We start from the raw sequence: 17,121 nt of genomic DNA, 5'->3' as shown, positions 1-17,121 counted from the left end.
TGTATATTTCCCTCAAAAAATGTATCGTAAGCTACCATTTTTTAGCGATCGCAAAACTTTTAGGTCTACTGAAATTTCTTCGATAAAGATTTCTCGCCCAAAGAACACATCCGCATCATTGGGGCCAAAATGAAACAACCCCCGATAAGGGCAGGGGAGATATTCATCAGCATCTGTAGAATCAGACAGGACTAATTTTGCTTCTTCTCGATAATAATAGTTGATTATCTGTACAGGAGCGAAAGTCAAATCACCCCCAACACTAGTATCCTTTAAGAGATTATCCTGTTCTTGAGATGTATGATTTGCAACTAACTCGCCCATAGTACTGATATCCTTAACCTTGCTGAACAGGTGCAAAGTTGACATTTCCACCAACAGTATTTCCACTCATGGTGTTGGTTTGAGTTTGATTGATTATTTGCTGTCCCCCAGGTTGTTCTTTAATTTTTTCGAGTAAATCCTGAGCTAGATTAATGATTTCCTGATCTTGGTCGGCTCCTGATTTGGTAATTTTATCTTTCAACAAACCTTCAGCTTGCTTGATTTCTTCTGGTTTAGCATCTACCATTGCTTGTCCCAGAACATCGCCTTCAAACTTCTTCTTGATCAAGGTTTTCAACCCCAGATAGGCATCTTTCACAGCCGTTCCTGCGGTATCTTTAGCAGCCGCGATCGCACCAGCACCTAAAGCCGCAATAATCATAGAAATAGGTTCCATAAATAATCCTCAATAATTTTTAGCAGCTAAAATAGTCATTTTCGACCTTTTTTTGGCAAGGATTAATAACATAACCATCGGGTAATAATAATTTACGCAAAAAATTTTATATTTATACCTAAAGATAGAGGTACTTTTGTATTAGTTTTAAGCTTATCTCGCAAGGTAATGTATGCTTTTTTAAATTGATTGACGGGCTTTCATAGCTTGTTTTAAATGAAGCACGCGGCAGATAAATCTGGGCATAACGTTATGCCCAAGAAAATGACTGTCGTAGAGCAGGTTCTGGCTTCTTTGGGCAAAATGACTTGGGAATTCCATGTGAAAAATCGGCTACCTTTGCTGAATCTGCCGAAAGAGCTTCTCTTCGCTTTAGAACAAGGTTCAATCGAATATACAAAAGCCAAGGCGATCGCGTGGATTAAGGATGAAAAGGAGCGCTCGCACTGATTCAGTACAGGGAACAGGGAGACAGAGGGATAGTTGGTTTAGTTCTGGGGAAAACTTACTTAGGCGATCGCAGCGCTACATGAGTCTTTGGTTGTCAGGTAGAGTAATAAAGCCAGCAGATAATAAGCCCGGATATTGGGAGACTGTTCGATGACTGGGAATATTGGTGATAAACAACTATCAAGAATAGTTTTAAGAGGTTTCAAGTCTATCGCCCAATGTGACCTTGAACTTGACAAACTTAATGTTTTGATTGGTGCTAATGGAGCGGGAAAATCCAATTTTATCGACTTCTTCCGCATGGTGGGGCAGTTGCTTGAGCAGAACCTGCAAGTTTTTGTCAGTCGCCAGGGTGGCCCTGATGCGCTATTGCATTTTGGGCGCAAAACAACGGAACAACTAAAGTTTCAGTTATACTTCGGCAATAATGGATACTTTGCTACCCTTGAACCAACCCAGGATAACCGCCTGATGTTCGCTTCTGAGTCCTTCTGGTGGAACATGAGTGGTGAACGTGAAATAGGTAAGGGTCATTTTGAGACGTTAGCTTTAAGCGGTACGGGGACAAAAATTGATAGCTATGTCGTGCCTATTATGCAACAGTGGCGCGTGTATCATTTCCATGACACTAGCGATAGTGCTTATGTAAAACAGCCGCATGGTATTAATGACAATATTTATCTGCGTCCTGATGCGCGAAATCTTGCAGCCTTTCTATATTTATTGCGTGACAGCTACCCAGCAAACTATCAGAAAATCGTCAAAACTATCCGGCTTGTTGCTCCGTTCTTTGGGGACTTTTACCTGCGTCCTTCCCCACAAAATAAAGAAGTTATTGAACTGGAATGGTACGAGCGGGGTCAGGATATTCCCTTTAAGGCACATCTACTTTCGGATGGCACGCTGCGTTTTATGTGTCTGGCAACGGTTTTTTTGCAACCGGAAGAGCTTCAGCCGGAGACAATTTTGGTGGATGAGCCGGAACTGGGGCTTCATCCTTATGCCATAACTATTTTGGCATCCTTGATCAAGACTGTTCCTAAACAGGTTATTGTTTCAACCCAGTCTGTGGAACTGCTCAATGAATTTGATGCTGCGGATGTAATTGTTGTTGATCGATTGGGAGGACAATCATCGCTTCGCAGATTGGCTCGGCAGGATTTGTCAGAATGGCTTGAAGATTATAGTTTGGGTGAGTTGTGGAAGAAGAACGTCTTGGGCGGGAGACCTTCACGATGATCCGAGTCAATGTTTTCGTTGAGGGGCAAACCGAGGAAATAACTACAAAATGGAAGTATTAACAAGCTTTAACACACAATCTTCAAAATATTGTCTACTATCGTAGCAATAGCTATAAATTTTCCTTTTAGCTCCCTGTTTATTCTAGGAACTAAGAACTAATACCTATGGAATTATTGGATTTTTACGAAAAAAGACTAAAAGATCTAGAAAGTAATATTGATAGAGACCGGGAACTACTTAAGCAATACGATGATGAATTAGCGTTTGCAAGTGACCCTCGTGCTATGGGTAGGTATGAAAGAGAAATTGAGCGGCAGCGAAAGTCTATTGATCGCTATCAGCAGGAGTATTCTGAGCTAAAGCAGAAGTTAATAGACAAGGAACCTACCCAAGTGCATGATGTGGGCAGGCAATTACAGCAGATGGATGACAAAATAAACGTTTTACTATCAGGGCAAATTGCAATTTATAAAAAACAACTTCAAATATTGGATCGCTATAACGCTTCCGAAAAAACTATTATTGGCTCTATTACCAAAGAACTCAACCAGACGCAATTAGTTCTGACCGAAAACTTACTACAAGCATTGGATAACAACATGGTTTCGGAAGCAGAGATGCAGCAGATGCTGGCAGTTCTGGATGAACGTCTGCCTTCTTTACCACCAAGTCAAGCTGCTATCGCTGAAAAAATTATTAAAGATCCGGAATTGGATGCTAAACACAAATTGAAAATCACATTGCCTATTATTCCTCTGCTTGTGGAATACGAAGGTGAGTTGGAATTAGGAAGCGGGTTCAACATCAAGTCAGCTTGGCAGCAATTAGTAACTAAGCTACGAAGGAGGTAAGGATTGAATCTGCGTCAACATGAAGAAGAAGAACTTGAGAAAGATTATGGCTTGCTCAAGGAGCTAGAAGATGAACTACGTAATGAAGATGAGCTACGCAAGCAGCGCAAATTAGAAAAAGATATTAAAGAAATCAAACAAAGAATTCAGGAGCGAGAGAGAGAAATTAAGGGTGTAAAACCTCAAAATCAGTTGATATTGGAAGGCTATGAATTATTAAAAAACAAAAAATTCGCTCAAGCCGAAGAAAAATTTGATGAAGCTAAGAGACTTGACAGTCAATCACCAGAGTCTTGGTATTGGAAAGCCCGAGTAGCTATAGCTAAAGATAATAAACCAGTTGCGCTTGAGTATATCCGTAAAGCTTTGCAACTGAATGAAGGTCATCTATCTAGTTTGGTGTTGCAGATTAAAATTTTGTTGTTGATGGGTGGTAATTACAGGGGAGAAGCTAAAATCATAGCCAGTCAAATTTATGGTATGTACGATGAACTAAATTGCTGGTTGGACTGTTTGGAGAAAGAAAATTTATTTTCATCAATAGTTTTAACTAGTTATGAATTAGAGAAAAAATGCCCAATTTCCATAGATGATGGGAAAATTGTATAGTTTTAAATATTCAAAAACTTAATCTATATTTGATGGTATTAAATTATGACAAATATTGAACGCATTATTGAACGCATTGAAGAATATATTACGATCCACCCCAATCAAACTATTTGGGAATATATTCAAGAACATCCTGAGGAAACACAGTATTTGCTAGGCAGAAGCTATGAAGAATTGCAGGGATTGATATCAGAAATAATATTACGCGATCAAGATGACTTAACAAATAAAAATAGAATAGTAATGCTCGTTCAACGAGACAAAAAATTAAATGAATTAAAATATGCTGTAGAAGCAGAAATATTGTTATCTCTTTTTGTTGGAGCAAATTTTAGTTTAGAATTTAGAACTCTTGGTTTATTATTTAAAGTTTCTGAATCTACAGCCAGAAGTATTTATGAATACTGGGAACCTGCACTAAATGAAGAAATATTATTACAATTTGTTCCGGGTTTAGATTTTTACATAACAGAAGATTGTTGTAATATTCAAACATATTCACTTGGTAGTGGAAGTGGTCAAATAAAAAATTCATTAAGTGGAAGTGGTCAAATAAAAAATTCATTAATAGGATCTTCTTCTGGCTTTGACTGTGACTTTGACATCCACGTACCAGCATGTTCACCACAATATGAATTATCAGCAGATTCTTACTCAGGAAAATATTATCAGGATGATGCTGGTTATGATTTTCAATTTAATCCAAAAACCCAATCTTTGCCCCATGATGGCTTATTTATAAGAAGAAATAATCAATTTGGAACTAGACTAAATGTTGGGATAAAAGACTTAATAGACCAAGGAGAATTGATTGACCAAAGGAATATTCGCTTCGATGATTTTATCAATAGTGAGCGAGTCCCCTCCCCTGAAGCTGGACAATCTCTAGCAGTTAGCTATGGAATTGCTCCAATTCAGCTGAGCCAAAAGCGTGATGAACGAGCTACACATTATTTAGAAATTGCTTTGAAAACCTCAGATCTTGCTCCATCAGATCATCCTAAAAACAAAGCACCATCGGCTAATTATATTTTTGTTATAGATACGAGTGGCTCGATGTTCGGGGACAAATTGAATGATGTTAAGTCTTCAATCAAAGAATTATTTCAAAGGATGAAAGATGATGATGTGATTGGAATTATTACTTTTGATACACAGCCTAAAACTTTATTAAAAGCAACCCGTATTAGTAAAATTAATTTTGATAATTTTAGTCAAATTATCAGTGGTATGATCGCAGATGGCGGAACAGATATTAACGTAGCATTATCGTTTGGTATAGACGAGATAAATCGTTACGGAAATAATAATACTTTGAATCATATATATTTATTTTCAGATGGAAATCCAATGTCGGGAGAAACCAACTGGATTAAAATTAGACAAAATATAGATTCTAAAATACGCGGAAATAATTCTAAAACACGCGGAAATATCCGCTTATCAACATTTGCATTTGGGTCAGATGCTAATACTAAGGAACTTGATGCCCTAGCAGGCTTAACGGGTGGTAAATCTACTTTTGTAAGGGATATCGATGATATTAAAAACAGCCTTCAAGAGGAATTGCACAGAAGAGAGCATTTAGCAGCTCTTAATGTTCAAATTAAAGTAGATATTGGACGAGATATTGAGATTCTTTACTTGTATGGTCATGATTTAATTACAGAACCTGCAAAAAGGGCTGCTGTAATAGAAGATGCTCAGGAAGCAAAAAAGAATGCAGAAGAAGAGTTTGGGGTTACATCAGAAGCTGATTTAATAACGGAAGAAGAAGGAATCAAAATTTTTGTTCCAGATTTAGCTGTTGGTGAAACATACTGGTTAGTTTTTGAGCTTGGTATACCTGAAGAAAAAAGCCAAATGCCTGTTGGCAAAGCAACAGTGCAATATGTAGATACGTTTGCTCGTAAGAGTCAGAAGCCAGAATTTGCATTAGCGTTTGCAGGCAATTTAGCACCAGATTTAGTTGTTGAACATTCCCTGGCATTATGGACAAGTGAAGTAGCTTTTTATGTACTTGATGACCTTTATGAAAAAGATGTCAAGACGGCCCAAAAACGTATTGAAAAACACGCTTCTTTACTGAGAGTAGCTAGTTCTGACTTAGGATCGGATTATATTGCTGATGATGCTGTTACACTGTGTAAATTTGCGTCACTTTTTGAAAATCTTGGCAGAGTACAGTTAATGTCAGATGTCACTCCTTCCCAACCGTACCAGAATGTCTTGTATTTTGGGCTTAGTGAATTTGGCAGAGTAAGAGGCGGTTTCCGACGTGCGGATTATTACTCTGTATAGTTCTCTACGTATGGAATGTGGGTTTTAATCAAATTCACTCTTTTTTCTGTTCTAGTGGACTGACACAGCTAATTTGGTGCATTAGGAAAAACGAGAAAGCATTGATTTATATCAACTTCATCAAAAATCTATTGCATCATTTTAGGCGTGTCAGTTCACTAGAATAACTAGAACTTTTTTTAATAGGGTTAAAGCCTTCCATGCAGAGTCATGGCGAAGCTGCTCAATGCGATCGCCAACAACAGAAAGGTCAATAGTAGTACGTTTCCGGGAATTGCTCATTTCCTCAATCCCAATCTGACGGTTTTCAAATTTCTTAAGAAGATTCATCTGGCAACTCATCCTCATTGAGGTTGTTGAAAGTACGTTGCCACAATTCACGCTGTTCTAGATCGGTTAGTTCTAGGGCAGAGGCAATTTTAACGAAATCTGCTCTAGTTGGCAGAACTTCACCGTTTGCAAGAGCTTTAAGATTCTTGATGCCGGCAATTTTTAGCTTATTGATATTCCGTTTAACCACAGAATGGATAGTATCGTCATTGCTGACACATAGCGCAGCATCAGGCTTGTCAATTTTTAGACCACGCGCCATCAGTGCTTCAATCAAGAGAATTCGTGCAGCATTGGAAAGAGAGCGCTCCTCAGCATCAGCAACTGCTTCAAGCGCTTCCCGCAAACCTCGAATATCTACATTGAGGCGATCTTTGCCAGATTGGGTCTTTTTGTCGATCATGCCATCCATTTTACGCACATCACCGTAATTACTCTCAATTTTTATCAGTGTGATAAAAATCAAACTGATGTGTGCTAAAGTGATGGACATCAGACCAAAATATCCCACGTCATAGGAAAAACAGACCAGATTGGCGTGACAGAGCTTTTCAGCCAATAAAAGACAGCGCTTTGTAGAAGAAAGCGCAGATATTTCCATAACAGAGAGGTAAAACACATGATATTGATGCAGCCAAAGAAAGCTGCAAACGGACAAACCAGCTCAATGATCTCCACCGGGGTAGATACAGGTGCTGGCTTACTAAAACTCGCCCTCGGCACTGGCACAGCACAACAGCGTGTCCGCACCCCTGCCAAAATCGTCGAAGTCCGCGAGGAACTCCACGACGAACTGACCTCACCCGAAGGCGGACATTTTTTCTATCACGACGGTAGCCGCCAAGATTTGAAAGGCAGACAGTATTTAACAGGAAGCCTTGCCGCCTGGAAAGCCCCCACCTCCCATATCAAACTCAGCGATAACCCAGCGCTCAAAGCCGAATACGTCCTGCACATGATATTGGGTGCTTTAGCAAGCTTACCCCCCCAAGAAAACTGGAATCTGCACTTAGTTCTCAGCAGCCACAACACGCAAGTGTTCCGGGAACTGGTCACCACCAAAACCAGTGGCACCCATACCGTAAGTTTTGGCGGTCGAGACAAACCAAAAACCCAGGTTGTTCTCACAGTCTCCCTTGTAGTGCCTGAAGGAGCTGGCAGCTATGCCTTTTGTGCCGCCTACAAACCAGACCCCCTGATTGACATCTCCGGTCATGTCATCGCCTTGGACTTTGGCACATCCACCGTTATTCCTACAGTGTTTGCTCCCAGTGGCAAGATTATTCACCGCAATGTGCTGGCAGTGGGGGGATGTGTTGATTTGCTAGAGCAGATCGCCGCCGATGTCGAACTGGTGAAAGACCTCGGTACAGGTAAAGCGGGTAACACCGAACTAATCCGCCAAGCGATTGAAAACCACAGTTTGAAGTACGGCACCCGAAACTTCAGTTTTCAGCATCTCTACACCCGTCATCTCAAAACCTGGCTTGATGACCGCATCCGCTTGGCTTTAGCAGAAGTAGAGGAATGGCGGGATGCAGCTCAAAGCCTCGTCGCCTGGGGTGGTGGCGCAGCCTTGCCTTTCGCCCAAGAAAAATTCCAGAAAGCAGGCATTACCCCCATCCCAGAAGCTTGCTGGGCAAATGCTTTGGGCTTACAGCGAATTGCCGAAGGTCGTTACCAGCGAGGTAAATAACATGGCGGAACTAAAACGGGTACGCCTGGAAGAAGATTTACAACAATATCTAGAAACCCAGGCAGAGCGAATTTTAGGAAAAACCCCAGAGACATTGACCCCGATAGATTACTCAACCTTGGTCAACCGTGCCCTTTACGAACACAAACTAGCCCACGGTATTACTCGCAAAATGCCTTTGGGACGGCTAGTGGACTGGCTGCTGAGTTTCTCACCCTCTGCCCGGAACTTTTCCTTCATATCGCAGGGTAGAGCAGGGGAGTCTGTAGCGGCTGCCGCAGAAGCCGATGATTTTAGTTTGGACTACCAATTAGGAGAATTATTTGAACAGGAGGCCGCATGATACCCAACAACAGCAGCAGAGAAAAACCCGCGATCGCACAAACACCGCAACCATCACCTGCAAATGTCTTGGCTCAGATTGCAGACATTCGCCAATCCATCAATGATTTAGCGCAAGACTCAACAGTGCTGGAACTAGTCTGTTCCGGCACATATAACCCCGATTTACGCATAGGCGATGCTATCCAAGCATTGGACGAACTGGCATACGCCCTGAGCGAATTTGAGCAAAGGAAGATAGCACCCCTGCCCAGGCTGGCTACCAAATCAGGGGTACTTGTTTCCTTACAGATTCATCAAGCACGAAAACTATAAGGACATCATTATTATTATGCGACAAAATGTAACTGCCCTAAATCAGGGTCAACAGAATAGTTTGTCCAATCATCGGCAGTTCGCCTACCAGCACCCACAACATATCAAACACCTGCTGGATTTGTTGACCAATCAATTGTGCCAAATTGCAGTAGGGCAAGAGAGGGCAATCTCATGAAACCAATTGGCTACTACACCGCATACACCCCAGGGGACGAAGGATTACTGGCAGAAATGCAAGAAGCGTGGGGAGCGCAGTTCCAAAAACTCAATAACACCGAACGCCTCTGGATGATCGTGAAATTGGCAGAAGATGTCTGCGCTGAACAAGAAGATGACATTAGAGCCAGCGTAGAAGAGGCGATGGTGCGGCTTGATGAACTTTCCACCAGTGACAAGCTGGGCCTCATCGAAGCCTTAGTCAATCAAGCAAAATCTCCTGCATAGCATTCACCGGGACAGCAAGCAATAACTGAAGGCTGGGTCAACATCCAGCCCCTGAACATTCCATTTCTACCAACCCATGACACGCTATCAAATACCAGCCACCTTTGGGCTGTTGGGATTGCTGTGTGTCGCTTCCCCCTTAATCTTCAAACTGCCATCACAGTTCAAGGCGTTTAACGCCAGTTCCCAACTAGAAGCCCAAAACCTCCTAGAGCAAGCACAACTACGCAACAGTGAAGAATTAGAACGCAGCAGAATTGAGCAGCGTAAACAAACCGCCGACAAACTAGCACAAACAGGTGTTCTGCCAAACGGACAGAAGCTGAAGATTCGCGGCTACTATGATACCCCCCGACGCAACCCCAAACCAGATACTACTGGCTGGCTAGCGGATGAGGAAGTGTTTGTCTATGACGCTGCTGGTACATGCATCGGTCAAATCCGCAACCGTCAATGGTTGTGGAAACACTACTACCAGAATGTCTGTAACAACGCCCCTGTCCTCTGAAAGAGCAGGGGGAGCAGAGGGTGCTGGGGAAGCAGGGGGGGAAAGAGAGTTGTTAATTGTTACTTCTTCGCTACCCCAGCCCTTCTTTTTGCTTAAACCTAAACAGAGGTAGCAATTATGACATTGCTTGATAAAGATACTAAGGAAACGACATCCAACCGACAGCAACAAAAGCAAAAATCCGTCATTAACTATGTAGAAATTGTTGCTCAGTGGCTGGTAAATATCATCTCCATCCCCGTCAGCTTTGTTTCCTACATCCTGGCGCAATTCGTTACTCCAGGCTCAAGCGGCTCAAAAATTTTAGGGGCACTGGGATTTTTCACTGGAACCCTGCTTAGTACGGATGGTATCTGGCAGGTAATGTTTCAAGGAACACCTCTACTACCGTGGTTTGAAAGCACCTGGATCGGCTGGCTCGGATGGCTGACCTTACCCTTTAATCCCTTGTTCTGGCTATCAGTGGGCATCAGCGCCCTCGTACAAATTATGGAAGCTAGAACCCTACGCGGCAAGCGTCCTGACCAAGCCAAAGTAGAATTTGAAGCCAGCACCCAGTACAACCTGCCAGCCAAACCCACGGGCAAAATTGATTTATCTCAAGCCCTCTGGGGGGATTATAAACGCGCCGGGATGCGGGAACGACATACCGGAGGAGCGATCGCCCTTTTCTTCTGGGTGTTTGATATTGTGACAACCTTTGCTGGTCGCAACCCCTTCCGTTACACCAATCCTGGGCAGATTATCGCCTGTCTCGCCTATAACATCGCTACCATGTGCGCTGGCGAGGTGGGATACAGCATTTGGAAATTAACCAGCAAGTAAAATTTCGTACCTCAATCATACTCTTTATCGGAGGCGGAGCGTCTCCGGCTCCGCTGAGGTTACAAAGCGTCTACTTGGGGAAGTAAATCACTATGAACTTCTTTGATCGTCAACACCCACCAGAACCCTCAACCCCGATTGCACCCCAATCAGTTAATCCACCTCAACCCTTGCCCACCCTGACCACCAGAGAAACCGCACGGCTCAGGGACAATTACCCCTGCATTGAACATTTAGAAGCTGGAAATGCCGCTTCCTGGCTGGTGGAACGCCAAGACCAGTTACTGTACCGAGGACAGAGGGGACGGGCACAGATGAATGTTGCCAAACTGATTACCCTGGCCGGAACTGCTGTTGGGGCAGTCTGTTACGCCACCAGTCCCTTAGCTCCGATTGGGGCGCTGATTGCTGGCGTAGGCTATGTGTGGTCGGTGGGCCAGGATTTAAACGATTCGCACTGCTTCGCCCCCCTTCCCTTTTTACGCGGCAATTTCTTTGAATTCTTGGCAGCAATGGGGGACAGCGAAGCGCGGATAGACTGGTTTAGCCAAAAAAACGAGCTGGCAGATTTGATGTTCCACCTCGATTTATATGAACGCTACGAGTTTGCCATGCTCCGCGAGTTTAACACCCCTCTCAGTGCCTATCTTGACCAGGTAGAAACGGGGAAACGGTTTTATGCGTATCGCTGGTTACTTGACCGTTACATAGATTACAAAGGGGCATTGCCCGACCAAGCCAGTTTAAATCAACATCTGGCCTCAGTGTCCCTTGACCCACAGCTTAATTACCGCATTGTGCAGGCACTGCAAGCGCAGAGAACCGCACTCCCACAACCCAAAATCATTTCCCTGCCGCCGCCGACAACGGTGTCTCTCCCTGAACCACCAACCGTTAATCTCAAGGACAGCCCTCCTGGTGTAACAGACGGCGCAGCAAGGCGAATAGATACCCCGTTACCTGCCAAGCAATCCACGCCCTCAACCCCTATCAATATCGATTCGCTCCTAGCGTTACCACTCAACCAACGCGCCGAACAGATTATCAAATTGTTACACCAGGCAGGATTCGACCTCGCCAAATGCGTGGACAGACAAATTACCGTTATCTGCGGCAACCAGCGCGGTGGCAAGGGAACCCTGATGGCAATCCTCGCCATCCTTGAGAGCGCCTTATCTCCCGATCTGAAAGTTCACTACTTTAGTGCTGGATGTGACCTCTATCCCTTCCACTGCGATCGCCTAATCTGCGCCTACAGTTTCCCCGAAAAGGACGAACCAGATAAATCCGTCGCGGCGGAACTGTACCGCTACTTGCGGGAGATGGACAAGGCGGCGGTAGGGGCCTACGCCGACCGCATCATTGTCATTGATGAAGCTGTCGCCCTGTCAGACTATCTGGAAGCGGAACAAAAGCAATGGATGATCCGATTTCTGCTGTCCCGCGCCAGTAAGAAAGGCGCACAGATTTTCGTCGTGCTGCACGGTCAAAACCTGACTTCTTGGGTAGGCACAGGCAATACCAGTGGACTGAGCAGCACCTTCAAAGCCGATGTCACCTTTATTGGCTGTGAATCGACTTCCAAAAAAGTTGGCACTCTCCGTTCCATTGCTGTGGCCACCGGAACCTATTTTCTGGCAGACCCGGAAAGCTTCGCAACTCCCTTACCCAGAGGCGAAATCGGCACCATCCCAGCGTGGCTGAAAACCGAAACCAACCCGTTCACGGGACAGCCAGATCCCGCCCGTACCCTGCTGACTTTCTTTCCGGAATTAACCGATGCCAACCACCCCAGCCACCAACCAACACTGCCCCAGGATTCCTTAAACATAGTTGAAAGGCAGGAACTCACAAACGCGATCGCCAAAGTGCAATCGAGTAGGCAAGCGGAACAGTCAACCGAACTGTCCCCCAGCGCTAGAGATGTTCTGGCCTTTTTCGATGCCGTCAAAGCCCAATCCCCCAAAACCTTGCGGGACATGAAAAAAGCCAGTCGCTTGTCCGGTTACACGGACGCGCAGATTTTTCACGCCCTAGCGGAATTAGTGGCAGCCGGAACGCTGATTTTTGATGGGGCAGATAGCTGGTGCAAAGCCGACTGGTAAACCGCCGCACTGCCTTGTTGCCGTAACAGCTAACGAAAACCCTGTTCTCAGCCCACACACGGCAGTAGAGCAGAAACAAGGCAACCCTGACACTGCAAACACGGCAGCCACGGCAGGAGGATACGGCTTGCTTGCGGGGCCACTGCCTTAATTACGGCATTTACGCACACTGTGGTCAAAAACAAGGCAGCCCCCATGAACAAGTTTCACCAGCGTTGCATAAAAGTGTTTTTCTCCCCCAGTTCCCCCAGCCTCCCCAGCTCCCCCTGCTCTCTCAAGGCAGGCCAAGGCAGACCACGGCAAGGGATGACAGGCTGTAGTCGCCACAGAGAAAGCCTATCTCTGACAGCCTCAACCAAAGACACCTGCTATAGTCTGTCCTCAACCGACTCAACCTGAATCAGCTCAGACAGACACCCAAAACCAAGAGGAGAGAAGAGAGATGAAGCGTCAGCAAAAATCTATGGCAGCGAGAACAATGCTAACTCTCTCTATTACCACCCTGGCCTCTATTCGACTAAAAAATCAGAGATCCTTCTCTAGGAGGATTTTTTTGAAGAAAATTTAACAAGGCAAAACTCCCTGATAAAAAAGCTCTGTCAGGGAGTATCCTTATTAAAAGGCAAATAAATTTCATATAGATTTTTGTTTGTCTGATGGGATTTTGCCACGGAAATTGCCCTTTTGGTTTGGCGACTGAAAACAATTCCCGCGTGCTTTCCCGAATCGCAGCAGGCACATACAGCAGGAGAGATTTGTATTCCACACTGAGGGTGCCTTCCTTAGTCCCTGATACACCGCGAGCAGACTATGTTTTATGCTTATCCCCCAGGAAAACTTAAAACGGCATTCTTAATGCCTCGGTTTGACTCTGGTAGATCCTGCTGATAAAACAGCCTGATAACGGCTAACCAAGCTGAAAAGTCCATTCTGCTTTTTAAGCAGGCTGACATTATAGTCAGTCTGGCCTTCCCATTGCCATTAGTTTATCACAACGCTGTTTCCAGTGCTTGCTGCTGGTGAAAAATTTTCATGGGAAATTTTTTGTCATGCAGCCAGAAAAGAAGAAAAAAGGATACAGTACCCTTGAGGGACTGTTGCCAGAAGATATATTGGGTCAAAAATTTCTCCAGTATTTTTACCATCCTTGGGGGTTTATTTACGCACCCGTACCAAGCGAGGGTGAGCGTCCTGCCTGGCAGACAGAAAGCCGCTATCCCATCCAGCCGCGAAACCTCTGGAGTCAGTACTTGAACCCGGATGTGTTGCTGGGCTTGAAGTTTGGTAAATGGACGCGCTATCTCATGCTCGACATTGACCGTAACAGCCAATACCATCCCTATAACAACCCTCAAGCCTATGGCAAAGTGCTGGCCGCACTGGAGAAAATCGGCTTATGCCGTCCTGTGGTAATCCAAAGCAGTGACAGTGGCGGTATTCATATTTATTATTTTTTCGGCTCAGAAATACATTCCTTTTCTCTGGCCTGTGCGGTGTGGCTGGCCCTGAAGGAAGCCAGACTCACGACCAAGGGCGGGCAGTTAGAAATCTTCCCCAATCCCAAACCCTATAGTAAAGACAAGCCCACGAGTTTCAAAGCCCATCGCCTGCCCCTGCAAGCGGGGTCATATATATTAGATGCGGACTGGCAAATCGAAAGTAATGACCTGGCGAAATTCCTACGGGCTGCCAATTGGTCAGCTCAAGGACAAGATGATCAGGGATTACAGCAGGCGATCGCCGCCGCCAGCAAACAGAAAATGTTCTGGTCAGACAACGGCATGAGTAATGCCGTCTTTCTGTGGCAACAAGATCTGCTGGAACGCATCAGGGAAGGCTGGACAGATTTTCACCAAACCAACGACCTGCTGAAGGACATCGCTTGCTATGGTATTGTTTTTGGTAATCTTAGCGGGCTAAAACTGATTGACTACATTGTCACAACCGCCCTGGCTGCTCCCGGCTACCACCAGTATTGCCGCCACCAGCACGAAATTGAACGACGTGCTGCCGAATGGGCAAAGTGCTGTGAAGGATTTTATACACCGTATCCTTCCTACCCCAACCGCTCGGCCAGTTACCGCGAACACTTTGCTGCTAGTTATGGCAATAACAACCTGATTGCTTTCCCGCATCCCAACCAGCAACGCCAACAGGAAACCTTGGAACGAATTACTGCTGTTGTCGCCAACCTCAAAGGGCAAGGGAAATTTCCTGCTACCGCCAGCGAACGTGCCAAAGCAATCATTGCTGCTTCTAAACAGCAATACGGGAAGGGGACGAGCCAAACTACACTCCATAAGCCAGAATACCTGTGGTTGTGGCATCCTTTGCACGAAGGGCAAGAAAACACCCCTACCCCCAAACAGCATGTAAATGCTTCTCCAGAGCCAGTTATAGCCCCCTTACAGCCCGAAAAATACCCAAAATTACCAGATCCGTGGCTAGCTGACGAAAACCTGGAACCCTTGTTACAGCACCAGACTCAGCAGATTTACACACCCCCCCCTATAATGAAGGTTTTTTATCTACCTTCGGCTGATGCGAGCGACGGCGTTAGCCGTCAGCCCGCCATCAGCTCTCAACGTGAGATTCTAAATACATCTGAAAATCGGGCCTGTGAGAATCAGTCACCTGAAAACCAAGAATCTAATTCTCATAATCCCCAATTTGTTCAAGATGAGATTTTACTTGAAACTGTAAATCCACAATCTGAAAATCAACGATTTAAAAATCCAGAATTTAATTCTCACAATCAACAATCCGATTGTGATTCTTCAGTGATTCATAAGCAAAGCCAATGTCTTTCAAATTCCGGCGACTGTCAAAAGTTTGATAAATCAGACTTATCAATCATTGAAACAATCGGGATACCCATCCACAGCCCAAATATCACAGAACCTGTCAGCTCGGCTGATAGCGACATTGTTATCAACCTCCAGTCAGCACCTGTGTCTGTACCAGCTTCTATACCAACTTCTCCACCAGTTTCTATACCCTTTTCTATACCCGTCTCTATACACCCAGGTGTCAGCAATGCAGGCTCATCAGCACCTGATACCTCTATCACTTCTCACGCAGCTGCTTCTCTCCCTGATGTTTCTTCTCCAGAGGAACCGGAATCATCAACAGGTACAGCTGACGGTATTGATAGCAATTCTGCTATCAATACCGTCAGCTGTACCCCAGAGCAGCATCGAGAGGCAGCCCGCCTGAAACTCCAGACGATCGCCCAAGCGAAACACTGGGTTAAAACATACTGTATGGCAGAAGACCTGCACTTGCCCCCGGTGCTTCGTCAAAAAATGGAGCAGCTTGCCCAACGGCTGCTAATGCGGGAGTCCAGTTCCCCGATTCTCCGGCATGAGGCCGAGCAGTGGCTAGCTGAAAATCCGCCCAGTGAGGAACTGCTAGCGCATTTGCAAAATCAAACCCGCTTTTAATCTCTCTGGCTAAACCCTGCGAACGCCAATTTTGTATTGGCATTGTATATACAAAAATTGTATACTCATTGTGTGGACAAAGAAAAACAAGCGATTTATGCAGCCCCAAACAGGATCGTCCAACCATCAAAACCGTGATGTCACTATCAACATCAGGGCACACCAGGGACAACGGGATTTAATTGACCGAGCAGCAGAAGCCCTGGGCAAGAACCGTTCCGATTTCATGCTGGAGACCGCCTGTCGAGAAGCAGAAGCAGTTTTGCTAGATCGGCGGCTGTTTATGCTGGATGATGAAAAGTTTCAGCAATTTGTCGAATTACTGGATCAGCCACCTGCCACCAATGCCAACCTCCGGAAGTTGCTCACCAAGAAAGCACCTTGGGAACAGGGCGTGGGGGAGTAGGGCGTGACAGGCTCTCAAGAACAACAAATTCAGGCTCCAGAACCTCTCAATGCCGAGCATCAATTAGAAAACTTTGATTCCGGTAATGCCGAACTGGATGAGTGGTTAAAAAAACGTGCTTTGAAAAACGAAGCTAGCGGAGCTTCCAGAACTTACGTGGTAACGGTGGGTCAGAAAGCGATCGCCTATTATTGTTTAGCAAATGGCAGTGTCATCAATACCACCGCTCCTGGTAAAGTCCGGCGCAATATGCCAGACCCGATTCCCGTGATGGTCATTGGTCGGCTGGCGGTAGATATTAATTGGCAAGGGCAAGGTCTTGGGTATGCTCTAGTGCGTGATGCAGTGCTTCGTACCCTCCAGGCAGCAAAGATTGCCGGAATCAGGGCGATTCTTGTTCATGCCATTTCTGTTGAAGCGAAGCAGTTCTATGAGAAATGCGGTTTTATCCCCTCACCTGTTGCGCCGATGACCCTCATGGTAACGATCGCAGATGCGCTACAAGCGTTTGGAGTTGGGTAGCTTGG

The 17,121-nt window shown here is 45.1% G+C and carries 19 protein-coding genes; 15 read left to right on the top strand and 4 right to left on the bottom strand.

Annotated features, from left to right (window positions below):
- Nucleotides 1-12: 12 nt before the first annotated feature.
- Nucleotides 13-324, bottom strand: coding sequence for a hypothetical protein (locus HGR01_RS39540; protein ID WP_045874260.1), 312 nt, complete (start codon nt 322-324; stop codon nt 13-15).
- A gap of 13 nt (nt 325-337) precedes the next feature.
- The gene (locus tag HGR01_RS39535) at nt 338-721 is read right to left on the bottom strand and encodes a hypothetical protein (RefSeq protein WP_045874261.1); all 384 of its coding nucleotides are present in this window, start codon (nt 719-721) and stop codon (nt 338-340) included.
- A 252-nt stretch (nt 722-973) separates the two neighbouring features.
- Here HGR01_RS39535 and HGR01_RS39530 point away from each other — a divergent pair, with 252 nt between their 5' ends.
- The 5 genes from HGR01_RS39530 to HGR01_RS39510 all read left to right on the top strand — a co-directional run bounded on the left by HGR01_RS39530 (nt 974) and on the right by HGR01_RS39510 (nt 6,177).
- Nucleotides 974-1,171, top strand: coding sequence for a hypothetical protein (locus HGR01_RS39530; protein ID WP_045874262.1), 198 nt, complete (start codon nt 974-976; stop codon nt 1,169-1,171).
- 150 nt (nt 1,172-1,321) lie between these two features.
- Complete coding sequence (locus HGR01_RS39525; protein WP_045874263.1) at nt 1,322-2,410, top strand: AAA family ATPase; 1,089 nt, start codon at nt 1,322-1,324, stop codon at nt 2,408-2,410.
- Between the two features lie 167 nt (nt 2,411-2,577).
- Entirely contained in the window at nt 2,578-3,264 is a 687-nt protein-coding gene (locus HGR01_RS39520; protein WP_045874264.1) for a hypothetical protein, read from the top strand.
- Between the two features lie 3 nt (nt 3,265-3,267).
- Nucleotides 3,268-3,873, top strand: a complete 606-nt coding sequence (locus tag HGR01_RS39515; RefSeq protein ID WP_045874265.1) for a hypothetical protein — start codon at nt 3,268-3,270, stop codon at nt 3,871-3,873.
- A 45-nt stretch (nt 3,874-3,918) separates the two neighbouring features.
- Nucleotides 3,919-6,177, top strand: coding sequence for a vWA domain-containing protein (locus HGR01_RS39510; protein WP_045874266.1), 2,259 nt, complete (start codon nt 3,919-3,921; stop codon nt 6,175-6,177).
- Between the two features lie 150 nt (nt 6,178-6,327).
- Here HGR01_RS39510 and HGR01_RS39505 read toward each other — a convergent pair whose 3' ends face one another.
- Together HGR01_RS39505 and HGR01_RS39500 are read right to left on the bottom strand one after the other, a co-directional pair.
- Nucleotides 6,328-6,507 carry a hypothetical protein gene (locus HGR01_RS39505; RefSeq protein ID WP_045874267.1) on the bottom strand — a complete coding sequence of 60 codons (180 nt, stop codon included), beginning with the start codon at nt 6,505-6,507 and terminating at the stop codon, nt 6,328-6,330.
- Nucleotides 6,494-7,108: a hypothetical protein gene (locus tag HGR01_RS39500; RefSeq protein WP_052335427.1), complete on the bottom strand. Its 615-nt coding sequence runs from the start codon at nt 7,106-7,108 to the stop codon at nt 6,494-6,496. The genes HGR01_RS39505 and HGR01_RS39500 overlap by 14 nt, the downstream gene beginning before the upstream one ends.
- A gap of 18 nt (nt 7,109-7,126) precedes the next feature.
- Between HGR01_RS39500 and HGR01_RS39495 the strand changes: the two genes are divergently transcribed.
- The 10 genes from HGR01_RS39495 to HGR01_RS39450 all read left to right on the top strand — a co-directional run bounded on the left by HGR01_RS39495 (nt 7,127) and on the right by HGR01_RS39450 (nt 17,116).
- Entirely contained in the window at nt 7,127-8,203 is a 1,077-nt protein-coding gene (locus HGR01_RS39495; protein ID WP_045874268.1) for a ParM/StbA family protein, read from the top strand.
- A gap of 1 nt (nt 8,204) precedes the next feature.
- Complete coding sequence (locus HGR01_RS39490) at nt 8,205-8,546, top strand: hypothetical protein (RefSeq protein WP_045874269.1); 342 nt, start codon at nt 8,205-8,207, stop codon at nt 8,544-8,546.
- Nucleotides 8,543-8,860 (top strand): hypothetical protein, encoded by a 318-nt coding sequence (locus tag HGR01_RS39485; RefSeq protein ID WP_045874270.1) that lies wholly within the window; start codon nt 8,543-8,545, stop codon nt 8,858-8,860. The genes HGR01_RS39490 and HGR01_RS39485 overlap by 4 nt, the downstream gene beginning before the upstream one ends.
- 138 nt (nt 8,861-8,998) lie before the next feature.
- Nucleotides 8,999-9,307 carry a hypothetical protein gene (locus HGR01_RS39480; protein ID WP_235623133.1) on the top strand — a complete coding sequence of 103 codons (309 nt, stop codon included), beginning with the start codon at nt 8,999-9,001 and terminating at the stop codon, nt 9,305-9,307.
- A gap of 76 nt (nt 9,308-9,383) precedes the next feature.
- Complete coding sequence (locus tag HGR01_RS39475) at nt 9,384-9,815, top strand: hypothetical protein (protein WP_045874272.1); 432 nt, start codon at nt 9,384-9,386, stop codon at nt 9,813-9,815.
- Nucleotides 9,816-9,932: 117 nt separating this feature from the next.
- Nucleotides 9,933-10,640: a hypothetical protein gene (locus tag HGR01_RS39470; RefSeq protein ID WP_045874273.1), complete on the top strand. Its 708-nt coding sequence runs from the start codon at nt 9,933-9,935 to the stop codon at nt 10,638-10,640.
- Between the two features lie 92 nt (nt 10,641-10,732).
- Entirely contained in the window at nt 10,733-12,745 is a 2,013-nt protein-coding gene (locus HGR01_RS39465) for a hypothetical protein (RefSeq protein WP_052335428.1), read from the top strand.
- Nucleotides 12,746-13,794: 1,049 nt separating this feature from the next.
- Nucleotides 13,795-16,188: a hypothetical protein gene (locus HGR01_RS39460; RefSeq protein WP_045874274.1), complete on the top strand. Its 2,394-nt coding sequence runs from the start codon at nt 13,795-13,797 to the stop codon at nt 16,186-16,188.
- Between the two features lie 97 nt (nt 16,189-16,285).
- Nucleotides 16,286-16,594 (top strand): DUF1778 domain-containing protein, encoded by a 309-nt coding sequence (locus HGR01_RS39455; RefSeq protein WP_045874275.1) that lies wholly within the window; start codon nt 16,286-16,288, stop codon nt 16,592-16,594.
- A 3-nt stretch (nt 16,595-16,597) separates the two neighbouring features.
- A complete protein-coding gene (locus tag HGR01_RS39450; RefSeq protein ID WP_045874276.1) occupies nt 16,598-17,116 on the top strand; it encodes a GNAT family N-acetyltransferase in 519 nt (172 codons plus the stop codon).
- Nucleotides 17,117-17,121: the final 5 nt, after the last annotated feature.

The organism is Tolypothrix sp. PCC 7712 (assembly GCF_025860405.1).
Taxonomy (GTDB): domain Bacteria; phylum Cyanobacteriota; class Cyanobacteriia; order Cyanobacteriales; family Nostocaceae; genus Aulosira; species Aulosira diplosiphon.
Note: the sequence above shows the minus strand (reverse complement) of the source record. Positions and strands in the feature narration are given on the sequence as shown.